The organism is Nostoc sp. DedQUE12b (assembly GCF_034530835.1).
Taxonomy (GTDB): domain Bacteria; phylum Cyanobacteriota; class Cyanobacteriia; order Cyanobacteriales; family Nostocaceae; genus Nostoc.
Genome location: NZ_JAVRCI010000009.1, coordinates 67,692 through 82,818, shown reverse-complemented (window position 1 = coordinate 82,818; position 15,127 = coordinate 67,692). Strand labels below are relative to the sequence as shown.

Genomic DNA, 15,127 nt, shown 5'->3' with positions numbered 1-15,127 from the left:
ATAGAAATATTACGCGTTTCCCAATTAGATAATAAATTAAAGAAAGAATAACCTTAACTAGTCTTCTGTAGCTAGCGCCATCGAATATGCCGGCATTAATGGAATTCAAGTACTGTGATTCCTGTCCAGGCTCGGACTTTGCCACTGCTAATTTTAGCTTGCTGATAAAGCAAGATGGCAATTTCTAATTTCAGTTCATCCTTAGTCATGTTTGATGCTTAGAGGATGTCATCGGGAATTATGACGCTCATAAATAAGGGAAAACTCCAATTCATAGTTTATTCTAATTCTTCTGTCATGCCGGGCAAGATTTTTAAACGCACAGAGAAGTAGCATCGGAGGAAACCTCCGTTTATAACTTTGGTGGGGCGCAGAATCTTGCCGAATTTAATTCGCTAAGAATTAATGAGATGCTGTACTTAGCCGTTCAAGTTGAGCTTCAATGGCTGTCAAAAGTTGGTGTTGCTGCCAATCTTGGCTAAGATGGGCGGCTATGCAAGCGGCTCCAGCACCCATACCTTCTTTGACAAAGCCCTGCTCATAAGCTCTCAGTTGGGGATAACGAGAATCAGCAAAGCTCAGATGAGTTGCTAATAGAGGAGGGGTTCCTCCACTCGGAGTTAAGCTGTTTTTTCCTAAGTTGAGAGCTAAGTCAACTGTAGCGCCAGTAGGATCTTCAGCCACCCAGCGGGTTGTACCTACAACTACTGCTTCTGGTTGCCATGATAAGGCGTAAGCTTGAGCGATCGCACTCATCAACGCATAAACCGCCAGCATTTGCGTCCCTCCAGCCAGCATCACACCACAACTACGGCTAGCAGCGATCGCCATCCCAGCTACCACTGCTTGCATCGGATCGCCCACGGCGGCGACAAGTTGTAAGGGATCTACAGAATTTTGGATTTTAGATTTTGGATTTTGGATTTGAGATTGGAAGTTTATCTCCCCCTGCACCCCCTGCCTCCCCTGCACCCTGCTCTCCCTCATCTTCTCCAGTCCAGCTTGCACTAGTGCCCACTTTTGCGCGTGGTTACAAACAGGGTGGCTACTGTTAACTTTTCCGGCAGCATCTATACCTAAACCTGTTAAGATTGCCAGGGCAGTTGTAGTACCTCCGACAACGCACTCACCGACAATCAGATACTCCTGTTGGATATTGGCAGCTAGGCGTTCTCCCCAAAGTAGCCCTTGTTCAAACAAGTGGTGTACTGTTGTAATTTCCATTGCAGCACCTCCACTTAAACACTTAGCAGGAGCGCTACCCAAATCAATTACTGGCACAGCAGGGGGCTGAGGTAAACCCGCATTAAATAAATGAACTGGTATCTTTAGTGACTCAAAGACAGCACGAGAAATCAGCACAGGTGAAGCCCCAGCCGCCAATGGTGGTAGGGGATATTGGGCTTTATGTTCTGGGCCGTAATACAAAAACTCGGCATCGGCACAAGCAGTATATTTCCGATCCTCTGGAGTGCGACCAGCTGCTGAAATCCCTGGAATTAAACCAGTTTCAGTAAATCCTAAAACACAAGCAAATACGGGTAGACAACCACGATACCTTCGCAGCCATTGTTCACCCTGTTCTTTTTGCGTATAAATACTAATTTGGGAATTGGGCATGGGCAATTGGGCATAGGACATTGGTTATTAATTAGAACTGATCGTTTAACCAATGACAAATGACAAACAACAAATGACTAATAACTATCCTTCATAATCCATGAGAACTTGTACCCAGTGTGGTGGGCGGGGGATCGGGTTGCCCAGACGGTCAAAAAGCAACCATGCTGCTAGGTGCACCACAAAAAGGTAGATAAAGTTGTTGAGTAAAATTAAAGCGATCGCTCCTACTTGAATCAAAAATACACTGGGACTCGTCAACAAACTCAAGTTAAAAAATACCCACTCAATGAACTCAGTCACCTGGGTAATCACATAAATCCACAGGTCTTCACCTGACAAAACAGACAGCAACCACACCCGAAAAAAGACTCCTAAAGTACCTAATAGCGTACCCAAAGTGATAGAAACAATCCAGGGAAGACGACGACGACACCACGTAGCGCCTAAAAGGACGCCCATGAACCCGTAGGGCATGACAAACAGCAAACTGCGGGCTGGCCCCATCAATACCGTCAGCAGTAACCCAGAGGTGAGTGCTGCCATCCATGCTGCACGTTTGCCCCAGCGCAGATAAACTAGAGCGATCGGCACCGGAAAAAATATCCGCAAAACTGGGCCCAAAGGAAAGTAAAAATTAATAAACCAAATCAGGCTAGCGGTACTGGCTAAAAATGCTGTTTCCACCATCCTCAAAGGCGCATCAGCTTTGATTTGAGGAGGCATTAACTGCTGTTCTTTATCTAACCAATGATTCTGAGGAGTTGGAGATTCAGAGGATGGATCTTCCTCCGGTTCATCTGAGAGAGAATCTAAAATACTCATATCTGACAAGTTTTTAAACGATCATTCTTTCTAAGGCTGACAAATCGGGAATACAAATAGTGTCTTGATCCCGTTTAATCAAGCCTTTTTTTTCTAGCCTTGTCAATACTCGTGTCACCGTTTCCCGCGCCAGTCCGCTCAAACTACTTAATTCCCGATGAGGTAAATTGGGGATTTCGGTTCCGGTTTGCCCTTTTTTTCCCTGTCCTTCTGCCAAAAATAACAACGTATCTGCTACCCTTGACTGGCTATCAGATTCCCGCAACCGCAATCGGCGATTTACTTGCCGCAAACGTCGTGCCATTAGTTGCGCCAATCGAACTCCCGCCAGGGGTTCTATCTGAAGTAATTTGACAAAATCCTGAGCAGGCATACTACCAATTACCGTTGGGGCCAAGGTAATCACGTCGGTGGATCGAGGTGCTTCATCTAGCGCCGCCATTTCACCAAACAATTCACCTTTGCCAATAATATTCAGCGTTACCTCTTTTCCTTCCAGATTGTATGTACGGATTTTTACCCATCCGTCCATAATAAAATACACAGAACCACCCCAGTCATTTTCCAGTAGAATCACCTGATTGGCTGGGTGAGTGCGGGTAACAAGATGGGTGAGGGCTGATTCCACAGCAGTTTCTGGCAACCCTTGAAAAAAGGGAGCGGAGGTGATCATCCAGGAATTAGCCTGTGCTTGCAAGCTATATCGATCTTCCATTACGACATCTTTAATTCAAGCTGCTATGTACACACAAAAAACAGGAGTGCCATTTTTAGCCTAAGCTATCATTGCACAGCTCCCTTTCAAAGAAAAAACTAAACTATGCTACACAAGAAAGCGACAAGAAGTTTTTCTAAATAATCTTTACCTATAAGTTTAAACGGGGTAAAAGTTTTGCAAAAAGTAGTTTATAGCCTGCGGTTGTATTGCTTAGGGGCTAGCTGCACTGCAAACTTGATTAGTTATGAATATAGGCAAACAACATTAATGATACTAAAGGGAGTAAATTATTGCTCAGGTATTTTAGCGATTTTCAAAAATAGGCAACCAATGACCTGCAAAATTAAGCTTTTCGAGCAAAGGCTGTTGAAGAGGATAAAAAGAGAGGGAGACAAGGAGAGAAGTTTCTCTTTGTTTTCTTCGATAATTGAAGATTGCCACGACTCACAGTAATCCATAACATAATGACTAGTCACAATTCCAAGTAGCGGCTTTTGCCACTCAAAATTTCTTCTATGGTCGACGCTGCACGTAGCAAGATCCCCATAGGGATACAGTGATTGTAAATTAATTGTCATATTATTTGACATATATTCTTAAATAAGGTAAAAAAGTGACTTTTAGTACAGATGAAATTCAAAAGCTGATCGCAGACATTGACAACTTACTTGCCAGCGGTGGCAAGCGCCTGTCTAGATTTTTGTCTGGTCAGGCGCAAGAGCCTAAAGAAGTTTTAGAGCGAATTCGCGACTTCTTGGTGAGGTTACAAGAAAAAGAAGCATTAGAGAGCGGCATCCCAAATCAGTCTTCTGAAGATCCGCGATCGCCCTTGGGGTTGACGGAGCCATCGCCTTTGTTAACAAAATTTATTGATCGTGGTAATAACCAGTATCCACTACCGCCGCTCGAACCCAGTCAGGAAGTGAGTACTGTTGGCGCGGGAGAATTAAAAAATGAATTTTCGAGATTGATTCAGCCGTTGCGATCGGAATTAGAATTGCTTTTGCAAGAGCGAGCCACTCTCATACAAGAAATTCGGCAACTAGAACAAAAGCGATTGCAAAACTACTCCTTAGCGCAGCAGTTGACAAACCAAGAGCAAATGATTGCCGAGTTTTTACAGGTACTTATGAGTCGCCTTGTGCCAACTTTAACACCACTGATGGGACAGACGAGGGAAAATTCCGCCAGTTCTTCAGGAGGAATTAATTACGCAAACTCTGCAACTCAATCTTTATTAGAATCCTCTGACGATGTGGAGCGCTTAACCCAGCTAGCTAGGGAGTTAGATCAACGCCTATTATCACTAGATGGGACGGTAAATGTAGTCTTTGAAGCACTACAGCGCAACATTAATACTTATTACGAATCCTTGTCCCAAGCACTGGCAAGAATGCATAGCAAGGGGATGCAAGGCGAACAGCTGATGGCCAGCTTTGTCAACAATTTAACCCAGCATTTGCAACAAGAATCCCCTAGTTCGCAGTCATCTTTGCTGGGAGAATCTGAGACACTACCATCATTGACTGAACCAGCCGAGATTGGTGCTGGAGTTGCACCCCAATCTTTGGAGCTGATACAGCCAGAAACTTCATCTCCACTCACAATTACTTCTGAGCAACAGGAGACTACCCTTACAGAGGATCTAGATGCAGTGCTGTTGCAGCTTGGTGTAGACTCATCTGAATATTCTCAAACCCCGACCGAATTACCGCAAGATATTTCTGCGGCTATTGGTGATGAAGTAGACCAACTTTACGCCAGTTTGTTTGATGCTGGTGATGTTAATAATCCCAGTCTCGATGTTCCCACAAATGACTTATCTGCTTCCACAGCCTCTGCATCTCAGTTGAATATCGCCCAGGACCCGCCTGTCTCTCCAATCGTGAATTCTGCGATTGTGACACCGGATATGGATCTTCCAATCCAATATTTAAGTGAAACCACAGATTCATCAGAGCCACAGGAAGAACTATTTTTTGAAGAGGATACTGACTTAGATTCACCTCTTAGCTTCTCTACTCCACAAATAGACAATTTGCCACAAATCGGCACTCAGCCAGCTAGTGCTGATACAATTAACACCCTAACTGACTTATTGCCTGATACAGAGAGTGAATTGCAATTGCTGGAAGTCTCATCTTCTGTGGATAATGCCACAACTACAGCAACTGACTTATTGCCTGATACAGATAGCGAACTGCAACTGCTAGAGGTCTCATCTTTTGTGGATGATGCCACAACCACATCACCAGTGACTCCAGAAGTAGCAGAAATTTCGTTGGTAGAGCCTACTGTTCCCGAAGCGTCTGTCTACGACACGCTGCCTGATCGCAGCGAAGATATCGCCACATCGGAAGTATTAATTAACAGCGATCGCTCCGAACTGTCTTCAGATAACTACATTGCTGCTTCACCCCAAGAAAACTTACTTTTTATTGAGTCAAACCAGTCTCCTGTCGTACCAGATATTTCTTTAGATGAAGAACAGTTGCAGCAATTAGATCGGGATTTGGCTAATTTTGATCGGCAGCTAAATTCTGAGTCGCAGCCAGCTACCAACTTGGATGTTTTCTCTGAACCACTTGATAACATTCAAGACACAACTTCCCCTGAAAATCTCCAAATAACAGAGAATACATCAGCTGCTTTCTCCAGTTTGGCAGTTCCCCAGGTAGAAACTGAAAAAAAGGAAGTCACAACTCCTGTTCCAGAAAGTTCTTTACCTCCAATTGCCAACTCCATAAATAATCCAGAAATTTCACCCAATCTTCTAGAATCAGTCTGGTATTTAGGAATTGATTTAGGTACAACAGGAATTTCCGCGGCATTATTAAATCGCTCGACTTTTGTTGTACATCCTATCTACTGGTCAGCAGAAAATCCGCCGGGAACAAGTTCCTTTCAGCAATCGTTTCGTTTACCAACAGAGGTTTATTTGCCTATTGCTTCTGTACCCCACGGTGAAAACGAAACTATCGAAGCACATGAGCAGACAGCACCTGCGGCTGTTGCCCAAGATAAAGCGCCTGATCGCTCGGACACAACTCCTGCAACACCAAGATCGACAGCAGATCCGACGAAAAATAATCTCTACTCTGCACAGTTGAAGCCCTATCTACAAGTAGCCATTCCCTACAAGAGCGAACGACAGAAATGGGAACCAGTTTTGCAATTAAATGAATTTTCGGCAGGGCCTTTGATTTGGGTTGTGCGATCGCTCTCTAAGTTACTATTAACCCTCAAATCCGAAAAAACAAGTACTACCCCTAGTTTAATGGCTGCTGCTATGGGGATCGGCGAACAAGATTTTCCCCAGATTATCAATAATATTGCTGGTGTAATTTGTACCTGTCCATCTAGTTGGTCGGAACAATACCGCTTTAACGTGCGGGAAGCTTTACTCACTAGCAAACTTATCCAACATCCGCAGCAAGTCTTTTTTGTCGAAGAAGCGATCGCTAGTCTACTCCCAGAACTCGATGCAGTTAATGGTGAGCAAGTAAAACTAAGCGATGCTCAAAGTTCTCATCCGCTAAAAACTAGCGAACATCCCATTGTTGGCAACACTCTTGTGATTAACATTGGGACAACTGCCACAGAAATGTTGCTGGTGAATCTACCAGAAACCTTGCAGCAATTGACATACAATGATTTCATGCTCCACAGTTTTGCTTATGCTGGCAAGGGAATTGAACAAGATATAATTTGTCAGCTGCTATTGCCACCGAAATCTCGGCAATCACGCCTAGAAACACCAAGCGATGCCTCCGGCGGGCTACGCCTACGCAAAACTACCACGAGTAATCCTTGGCAATGGCAACCGTCAATTCCTGGTTTAGACCAAATGCGTTGGCAGACTTTAGGGTTGGAAGAATTAGAACTACCTAGAGTTGGAGAACCAGATATCACTGCTCGCATTCGTCTCCAACAGCGTCTAGAAAGTTCTCTACTGGGACAGGCGGTATTAGATGCGGCGTTAGCCTTAAAACTGATTTTGCAACACCAAGACTCTTTCACCCTAGAATTAGCCGATCAGCGGTGGGTTTTGCAGCGACGAGACTTAGAAAGCCAAGTATTTATCCCCTTTGTGCGCCGCCTGAACCGAGAACTTAACAAGTTATTGGTAGCTCGTGGCATCCCCACAGAAGCCATTAATCAAGCTATCCTAACTGGTGGAGTGGCTTGTGTCGGAACGGTGAACCGCTGGTTACGGCAAAAACTTCCCAGCACTAAGATTATTCAAGATTTATACCTCGGCGAGAACGGCGCTCCCAATTGCAGTCGAGTTGCTTATGGTTTGGCGATGCTGCCTTTGCATCCCCAGATTTTAGATATACCCAGGCACCAATACACTGATTATTTCTTATTTACAGAATTGTTGCGACTGCTACCAGACCGACCCTTATCTTTCGGTGAAGTTATCCAGTTATTTGAGGGTCGTGGGATCAATACTCGCATTTGTCAGCAACGGCTGCTGGCTTTTTTGGAAGGTGAACTGCCTTCCGGTTTGATACCTTCAGTGACAGAATCAACCTGGCTTACCCAGAGTTCGCAAGAAAATCCTGACTATCAAGCGATCGCCACAGCACCACTTTTTGAAAAACAAGGAAGTCTCACTTATCGTCCTAATTCTCAACAATTGTTGTCTTTGCGTCGCTATCTAGATGCAATTAAGGCTAGTAATCAGCAATCACTAGAAGAACCATATACGGTGAATTTTGCCTTAGAGGTCGATCGTTGAGACTAGTACCGCAAGGCGGAATTAAAAATTAAAAATTAAAAATTAAAAATGAATGCAGCATAAGAGTTTCATTGATTTGGAATGATTGGTTTATTTCCGCCGTGTTGTACTAGTAGATAGATTGCGCTAGAAAAAAGAATACTACTCAAAATTCCAAATGCTCATAATGTAAGCATTTGGAATTTTGCAAAGTACTATTAGTACTAATACTTCAGGACAGTAATTTTTCGGTTCTGTACGATAGTAGTATCTTTGTTATTAAATGGATAAAATACCGTAATTTTACAATCTATCACTTGAATTGAAAGATTCTGTAAATTTTTGGTTTTTGGTTTTTACATCGGCTAAAATTTGTGTATATTAACACTCGGTAGTAACGACAACAGTAGTAAAAATCGCCCAACAATCATGTCTATGTCTACACTACTAATGTAGAAATTCCTGTTATAAAACTAAGTTAGCCCTTGTGAATAATCTTTCTCTTTATTCAGTTAATTGTTTGCAACAGCCTTCACACCCGTCAACTTTAAGCGTGAGAAAACGATTAATTGACATTGTTGGAGCCATTGTCGGGCTGATTATTACATTTATGATAGCAATTCCCGTAGCAATTGCTACCTTTATTCATGAGCCAAGTCCAATATTTTATTCCCAAATTCGCTGTGGTTTAAACGGAAAAACTTTCCGCATCTGGAAATTCCGCTCCATGATAGTCGATGCTGATAAACTCAAGCATTTGGTTGAGAACCAAGCCAAAGGTCACATTTTTAAATCCGTTGACGATCCTCGCATTACTCCTGTTGGTAAATTTTTGCGGCGTACTAGCTTGGATGAATTCCCTCAATTTTGGAATGTTTTGTTAGGGGACATGAGTTTAGTTGGTACTCGTCCACCTACTCCTGATGAAGTCAGTAATTACGATCCACATCATTGGGATAGATTGCGAGTCAAGCCAGGCATCACCGGAGAATGGCAAGCTAATGGGCGTTCTAGCATTACAGACTTTGAAACCATTGTGAAAATGGATATAGATTATCAACGCAAGTGGTCTGTAACTTATGACCTGAGTCTGATTATTAAAACTATCTGGGTGGTATTTAAAAAGACTGGTGCTTATTGAATTGGGTATGGGAAAAATATTTTTATCCCTTGACGCCGCTACCTGTTTCTGTGGGTACAATGTAACGTTGTAGAAACAAAAATAGTAATAATACTGGGGCGATCGCAATCACTGAGCCAGCAGCTACCAACCGCCAGTCAAGAGAAAATGTCCCTGCTAGCTTGGCGACTCCCAAAGGAAGAGTGTATAAATTTTCGTCTTGGATGACAATTAAAGGCCACAAAAAGTCACTCCAAGCACCAATGAATACAAAAATAGCTAGAGTTACTAGTGCTGGGCGAACTGCTGGTAACATAATATGCCACCATAATCCTAACTCTGAGCTGCCATCCATCCTGGCGGCTTCTTCTATTTCTTTGGGTACACTCATGAAAGCTTGGCGTAACAGAAAAATGCCAAAGGCAGAAGCTAAACTCGGAAAAATCATCCCTAAATAAGTATTTCTCAAACCCATCTGGACTGTCAAAATATAAAGGGGAATCATCACGATTTGGAAGGGAATCATAATCGTAGAGACGATCGCTACAAAAATCCAGTCTCGCCCCACAAACGACAATCTTGCTAACGGATAGGCAGCCAAGGCGCAAAAGAACAGATTTAAGCCCACAGTCAGTACTGACACCAAGGTACTGTTATACAAGTATTGTCCAAAAGGTAAAGAGTTCCACACACTAGAGAAGTTATTTAGTGTCGGTTGACTAGGTAGCAACTGTGGCGGCGACTGAAAAATATTTTCCGTCGGCGATTTTAAGGCTGTACTAATTAACCATAGTAAAGGAAAGAGCATCAACAGGGCGATCGCTCCCAACAGCGCATACATTAGCAGAATTTGCGATCGTGATTTTTTTAAGTTCAGCATTTGATTAATAAGATAAATTATCTTTTCTTAAAATTCAATTATGTCTTAGATAAATGTATAGACGTAAAATTTTACGTCTATACCAGAGTTTTAGTTGCACAACTAATAACTTTTGGACATCAAATCAGCAATGCCAAAAATAGTATCTAATCAAGTAGGCTTATCGTTTATCACCCTACAGTTTTAAGTCAAACAATAGTGGTTAATCTTCAACCGCTACATAAGGTTGTGGTTCCCGCGATCGTTGGGCGATTTGTTCTCGTCGATATTTTGCAAGTTCGCTGTAAAGTCTCTTGCGAGATAGATTTACACTTCCAACAGGCTCATGCTCTAGCAGTGTATGCCAAGGGGAAAACAATATACCCTCATCTAAGCGTTTGCGTTCTTCAAAGTCAAATTTCTGACTGGGAATACGGACAGTTGCAACTTTAATAAACGGTGAATCTGCTTCTTGCCATTCTTGAACGTGGTCTTCAATCGGTGTTTTGTCGTCATTTACATAAAACTGAATTAGGAAGTCAAAAGAAGCTTCTCTACCTTCTTCCGTCAAATATTTGACCAGCGTTTCTCGGAGGTAATTTTCTGATTCTGGAAGTGTTTCGGGTGGTTGTTCAGGCTGTTGAGATTTGACAGATAATTTTACAATTCGACTACCAAACTTAAACGGAGCCATACTCCAATATTGAATCAAAAGCGGATTTCCTACCTTTTTGCTGCCAATTTTTTGCAAGATAGCAAAGGCGTAACCAAGTTCTTCCAGCCTTTCTGGGGTAAGTTGTCCACTACCTGCTCTGGAAAGATCGGCGTAATCACGAACGTCTTTGGTCAAGAAAATAGGATAATTGTTGAGTATAAAATCTTGAGTTTTTTCTTCATCATCCAGCACTTTTGGTCCGTCCACATTCATTACTTTGATGGCGATACCGCGAACATCAGGTTGGCTATCGGAGTTGAATTGACCACGCTTTTGAGGCGAACCACCATTAGAGAAACGAATCCATACAGGATAGGTTTGGGGCGTTTTGAACAAACCTACTCTCAGGTCTTCAGAAAGATTGGGTTCAATAATAAACTCTCCCCAAAGGAGTCCATGACTTTTGCTATGAATTTGACGGAGGTCTGGACCTGTTTTTTGTTGAGCTTGGAGACTACTTGCTATAATTTCGTCAATTATTGTTTCCTGCTCAGTGGTAGATGACGTTGGATTAGTCATAAAACATTTGAGAATGCGTCCTCATTATCCTGAATCCTGGAACCTTCATGAGTCAATCCGGTTTCCGTACAAATAACTTGTAGTGGTTTATCCCAAAGCTCAATCGGTATTTGGGACAAATAGGCAAAATCAAAGATAATTCCGATAGTCGGCTTTGTCTGCCACTGCGGTAAACTGAGCAAGCGATCATAATATCCGCCGCCATAACCCAAACGATATCCTTGATGGTCGCAAGCTACACTGGGGACAAGAATCAAATCTACTTCCGCAGCATCTAAGATTGGAGCGTCAGGGTGTGGTTCAGTAATACCATAAGAACCGCTTTGGACAGAATCATTCGGTGTCCAAATATGCCAAGACAGAGATTTATCAACGCAGCGAGGAAATCCCCAACGATATTTGGTGTTGGCAAATAAGGGACTGAGGTCAGGTTCTTGGCGAAAGCTGAAATAAGCGAGTATTGTTTTTGCTTGGGAAAACAAAGTAGAGTTTTGTAAATGAGAGCATAAGCGATCGCTTTTTTCTCTCCATTCTCCAACGGACATTGATTGACGTGTTTTGAGTAGAGTGCGGCGCAGTTCTACTTTATTTAGCTGATGATTAACTTTGCCCATATAAATAAAAATAGTCAAAAAAATAAGCTGGGCATTACCCAGCTTGGATCACTTTACCTTCACCAGCACATAGTTATGCAGCGTGTTGACGATACCACTCAATGGTATTCTTTAGCCCTTCTTCAAAGCTTACCTGAGCCGTGAAATTAAAGGCAAGATTTGCCCGTTCAGTATCTAAACAGCGGCGGGGTTGACCATTAGGCTTATCAGTTTGCCAGACAATTTCCCCCTTAAACTCCATCAATTCGCAGATTAGAGTTACTAAATCAAGAATGGAGATTTCATAACCGGTTCCCAAGTTAACTGGTTCCGATTCGTTATAGAATTGAGTCCCCATCACAATCCCCCGCGCTGCATCTTCTGAATACAGAAACTCACGGGTAGGACTGCCATCACCCCAAACTGCAAGTTGTTTTTCTGCATTAATTTGGGCTTCGTGAACTTTGCGAACTAATGCTGGAATGACATGGGAACTTCCGGGGTCAAAATTATCTTCCGGGCCATATAAATTTACTGGCAGTAGGTAAATCCCATTAAAACCGTACTGCTGACGGTAAGATTGCAATTGAACTAAAAGCGCTTTTTTTGCAATTCCGTAAGGGGCATTGGTTTCCTCTGGGTAGCCATTCCAAAGATCGTCTTCTTTGAATGGCACTGGAGTGAATTTGGGATATGCACAGATTGTACCAACACAAACAAATTTTTCTACTCCCGCTTGATAGGCAGCATGAATTAGCTGGGTTCCCATGATCAAGTTATCGTAGAATAGCTCTGCGGGTTTTTCGCGGTTCAAACCGATGCCACCAACATGAGCTGCTAGATGTATGATTATGTCTTGCTGGTCAACTGCAAGTTGGCTATTTTCCCAAACACGCAAATCTTGATCGCGCGATCGCGGTATTGTAATTTTCTCGCGATCGGCTCCTGCTTTACACAGTTGATCTATCACCTGACGGCCTAGAAACCCCGACCCACCAGTGACTAGAATGCGTTTATTTTTTAGTTCTAAGGCGGTCATATTTTATCCTTTGTGATGCCGAATCAGAAGTGTAAAGCGCCCAGTGTTTGACGAATAGTCGCAATATCATCTGGAAATTGCGAACCTTTTCCATTGGGTGAAGTATGACCCAATGCTTGTAAGTCTGCTTCTACCATTAGGGAAACTAGTTCTTCAAAGGTTACTGATGGTGCCCAGCCCAAGTTCTGCCGTGCTTTGGTAGAATCGCCAATCAACAACTCTACTTCAGATGGACGCAGGTAACGCTCATCAAACTCTACATAATCTTGCCAATTAAGATTCACATAACTAAATGCCAGTTCCAAAAACTCTCGTACCGAGTGGGTTTCACCAGTAGCAATTACGTAATCGTCTGGCTGGTCTTTCTGCAACATCAACCACATTGCTTTGACGTAATCCTTCGCATAGCCCCAATCTCGCTTGGCATCTAGATTACCCATATAAATCTTTTTCTGCTTCCCAGCAACGATACCAGCTACCGCTCTAGTAATTTTGCGGGTTACAAAGGTTTCACCCCGCCGTGGTGACTCGTGGTTAAAAAGTATACCGTTACAAGCAAATAAATTATAAGATTCACGATAATTTACAGTTTGCCAGTGGGCGTAAACTTTCGCACAGGCATAGGGACTGCGGGGATAAAAAGGCGTTGTCTCAGTTTGAGGTATTGCTTGTACTAAACCGTACATTTCTGAAGAACCCGCCTGGTAAAATCGCACCTGAATTCCGGTACGATGCTGGTAGTCTCGAATTGCTTCCAACAGACGCAATGTCCCCATTCCAACTGCATCCACCGTGTATTCTGGTGAATCAAAGCTGACTCTGACGTGGGATTGAGCGCCGAGGTTGTAAATTTCTACTGGTTTTACTTCTTCTAAAATACGCCGTAACGTTGTACCGTCTGTCAAGTCACCGTAGTGAAGAAACAACCGTACTCCCTCTTTATGGGGGTCTTCGTAAATGTGATCGATGCGGTCTGTGTTGAAGGTAGAAGTCCGGCGAATTACCCCATGAACCTCATAACCTTGTTCCAACAAAAACTCACTTAGATATGAACCATCTTGTCCAGTAATACCAGTAATCAACGCTCGCTTCTGTTGCGTCATGCTCAATTATCCCTTATTGTCTTTGATTAAAAAGTTACAGCCAATCTGATACAACCTAGCAACTAATTGCTGAATTGCCTAATGGGAAACCTACGAGTTCTTGTTGTTATGAGACTTTTTCCGTAAATAAATATACTTAAGAAAAAGTAATTCAACACGTAAGTCCAGCATTAGATAGCTGAAGATTATTTAATTATGTATATTTTCTTTTACCAGATAAATCAAAATTTTTTATGTATGTTGTTTTTTGTCAAAACTTCATATATCTCTAGTTTTATGAAGACTCAATAAAATAGCAATTTTAAATTAGACTTCTGGCAAAAGTGCCAAAAATCCACACTCACAGAAGTCTGAATTAAGTAGAAAAGCACAAATTATAGAAACAAAAATGAGCAATCCTTTAGTTTGAGGGGAGAATTGGTACTTAGGGGCATTAACTGCCCCACAGAATCCACCCTAAGTAGTTACTCAGTATGCGCCGTTATTTTTGGGTAGAATTACCACATCAACAGTTTTCAAGATGATCCATAAATCAAGCCAGAAATTTCTAAATTTGACATAATGCAGGTCTATTTGGACTCTCCGAGGATAGGGAATGTCATTACGCCCAGATACCTGCCACAAACCAGTAATTCCTGGACGGATTGTTAAAATATCGTCAATGTGACAACCGTATTTTGGCAGTTCTTCTGCTACCAATGGTCGGGGACCGACTACACTCATGTCCCCTTTTAAAACGTTCCAGAACTGGGGAAATTCGTCTAAGCTAGTAATTCGCAAAAATCGACCAATTTTGGTAATCCGGGGGTCTTGTTTCAGCTTAAAACTGCTTTCAAACTCTTGTCGCAATTCGGGCGATGTTTCCATCATTTGCATGAGGATTTCGTCCGCATTGCTTACCATTGTTCGGAATTTAATACAACTAAACGCTTTGTAATTTTTCCCTACCCGTTCCTGGACATAAAAAATTGGCCCTTCTGAGCTAAAGGCAATCAGCAAGGTCAAAATTAAGTAGACGGGGAAGAACAAAATTAATACCGATAGCGAAAACACTATATCGAACAGTCGTTTGGCAAACTCTCCGTTTAAACCCTGAAAAGATAAACCTTTGGGTTTAACTTTTGGCGTCTTTGTTTTTTGACCGCGTTTTAAGAAACGCGTAGACGATCTAGTGTCTTGCCTAACGCCTCGTTTGCCGGAGAGGAGTGAGCTCTGGGCAGTCATCATACTCCTTAATAATCCACACCACACATAGTCCCAATATTAAAGCCAAAATGAGATGCTTCTGGGGGA

General features: G+C 42.6%; 12 protein-coding genes. 2 read left to right on the top strand and 10 right to left on the bottom strand.

Translation table 11 applies throughout. From position 1 onward, the window contains the following. Positions 1–95 precede the first annotated feature (95 nt). The 4 genes from RMY16_RS07060 to RMY16_RS07045 form a co-directional block, all read right to left on the bottom strand. Entirely contained in the window at positions 96–209 is a 114-nt protein-coding gene (locus tag RMY16_RS07060; RefSeq protein WP_322735778.1) for a UPF0175 family protein, read from the bottom strand. A gap of 193 nt (positions 210–402) precedes the next feature. Further along, complete coding sequence (cobT, locus tag RMY16_RS07055) at positions 403–1,620, bottom strand: nicotinate mononucleotide-dependent phosphoribosyltransferase CobT (protein ID WP_322735834.1); 1,218 nt, start codon at positions 1,618–1,620, stop codon at positions 403–405. Positions 1,621–1,704: 84 nt separating this feature from the next. After that, entirely contained in the window at positions 1,705–2,445 is a 741-nt protein-coding gene (locus RMY16_RS07050) for a DUF2232 domain-containing protein (RefSeq protein WP_322735777.1), read from the bottom strand. A gap of 13 nt (positions 2,446–2,458) precedes the next feature. Beyond that, entirely contained in the window at positions 2,459–3,160 is a 702-nt protein-coding gene (locus RMY16_RS07045) for a Crp/Fnr family transcriptional regulator (protein WP_104905149.1), read from the bottom strand. Between the two features lie 616 nt (positions 3,161–3,776). Here RMY16_RS07045 and RMY16_RS07040 point away from each other — a divergent pair. Then, positions 3,777–7,907, top strand: a complete 4,131-nt coding sequence (locus RMY16_RS07040) for a hypothetical protein (RefSeq protein WP_322735776.1) — start codon at positions 3,777–3,779, stop codon at positions 7,905–7,907. Between the two features lie 466 nt (positions 7,908–8,373). Continuing rightward, entirely contained in the window at positions 8,374–9,027 is a 654-nt protein-coding gene (locus RMY16_RS07035) for a sugar transferase (RefSeq protein ID WP_322668775.1), read from the top strand. Positions 9,028–9,049: 22 nt separating this feature from the next. On the opposite strand, the gene RMY16_RS07030 is transcribed toward RMY16_RS07035, so the two are convergent. From RMY16_RS07030 to RMY16_RS07005, 6 genes are all read right to left on the bottom strand, one after another. Then, the gene (locus tag RMY16_RS07030; protein ID WP_322735775.1) at positions 9,050–9,886 is read right to left on the bottom strand and encodes a carbohydrate ABC transporter permease; all 837 of its coding nucleotides are present in this window, start codon (positions 9,884–9,886) and stop codon (positions 9,050–9,052) included. A gap of 202 nt (positions 9,887–10,088) precedes the next feature. Beyond that, on the bottom strand, positions 10,089–11,099 hold the full coding sequence (locus RMY16_RS07025; protein WP_322735774.1) for a catalase family protein: 1,011 nt from the start codon (positions 11,097–11,099) through the stop codon (positions 10,089–10,091). Beyond that, positions 11,096–11,713 (bottom strand): 5-formyltetrahydrofolate cyclo-ligase, encoded by a 618-nt coding sequence (locus RMY16_RS07020; protein ID WP_322735833.1) that lies wholly within the window; start codon positions 11,711–11,713, stop codon positions 11,096–11,098. The genes RMY16_RS07025 and RMY16_RS07020 overlap by 4 nt, the downstream gene beginning before the upstream one ends. A gap of 73 nt (positions 11,714–11,786) precedes the next feature. Beyond that, positions 11,787–12,731: a GDP-L-fucose synthase gene (locus tag RMY16_RS07015; RefSeq protein ID WP_322735773.1), complete on the bottom strand. Its 945-nt coding sequence runs from the start codon at positions 12,729–12,731 to the stop codon at positions 11,787–11,789. Between the two features lie 23 nt (positions 12,732–12,754). Then, complete coding sequence (gene gmd / locus RMY16_RS07010; protein WP_322683489.1) at positions 12,755–13,834, bottom strand: GDP-mannose 4,6-dehydratase; 1,080 nt, start codon at positions 13,832–13,834, stop codon at positions 12,755–12,757. 468 nt (positions 13,835–14,302) lie between these two features. Continuing rightward, complete coding sequence (locus tag RMY16_RS07005; protein WP_322668790.1) at positions 14,303–15,058, bottom strand: sugar transferase; 756 nt, start codon at positions 15,056–15,058, stop codon at positions 14,303–14,305. Positions 15,059–15,127 lie beyond the last annotated feature (69 nt).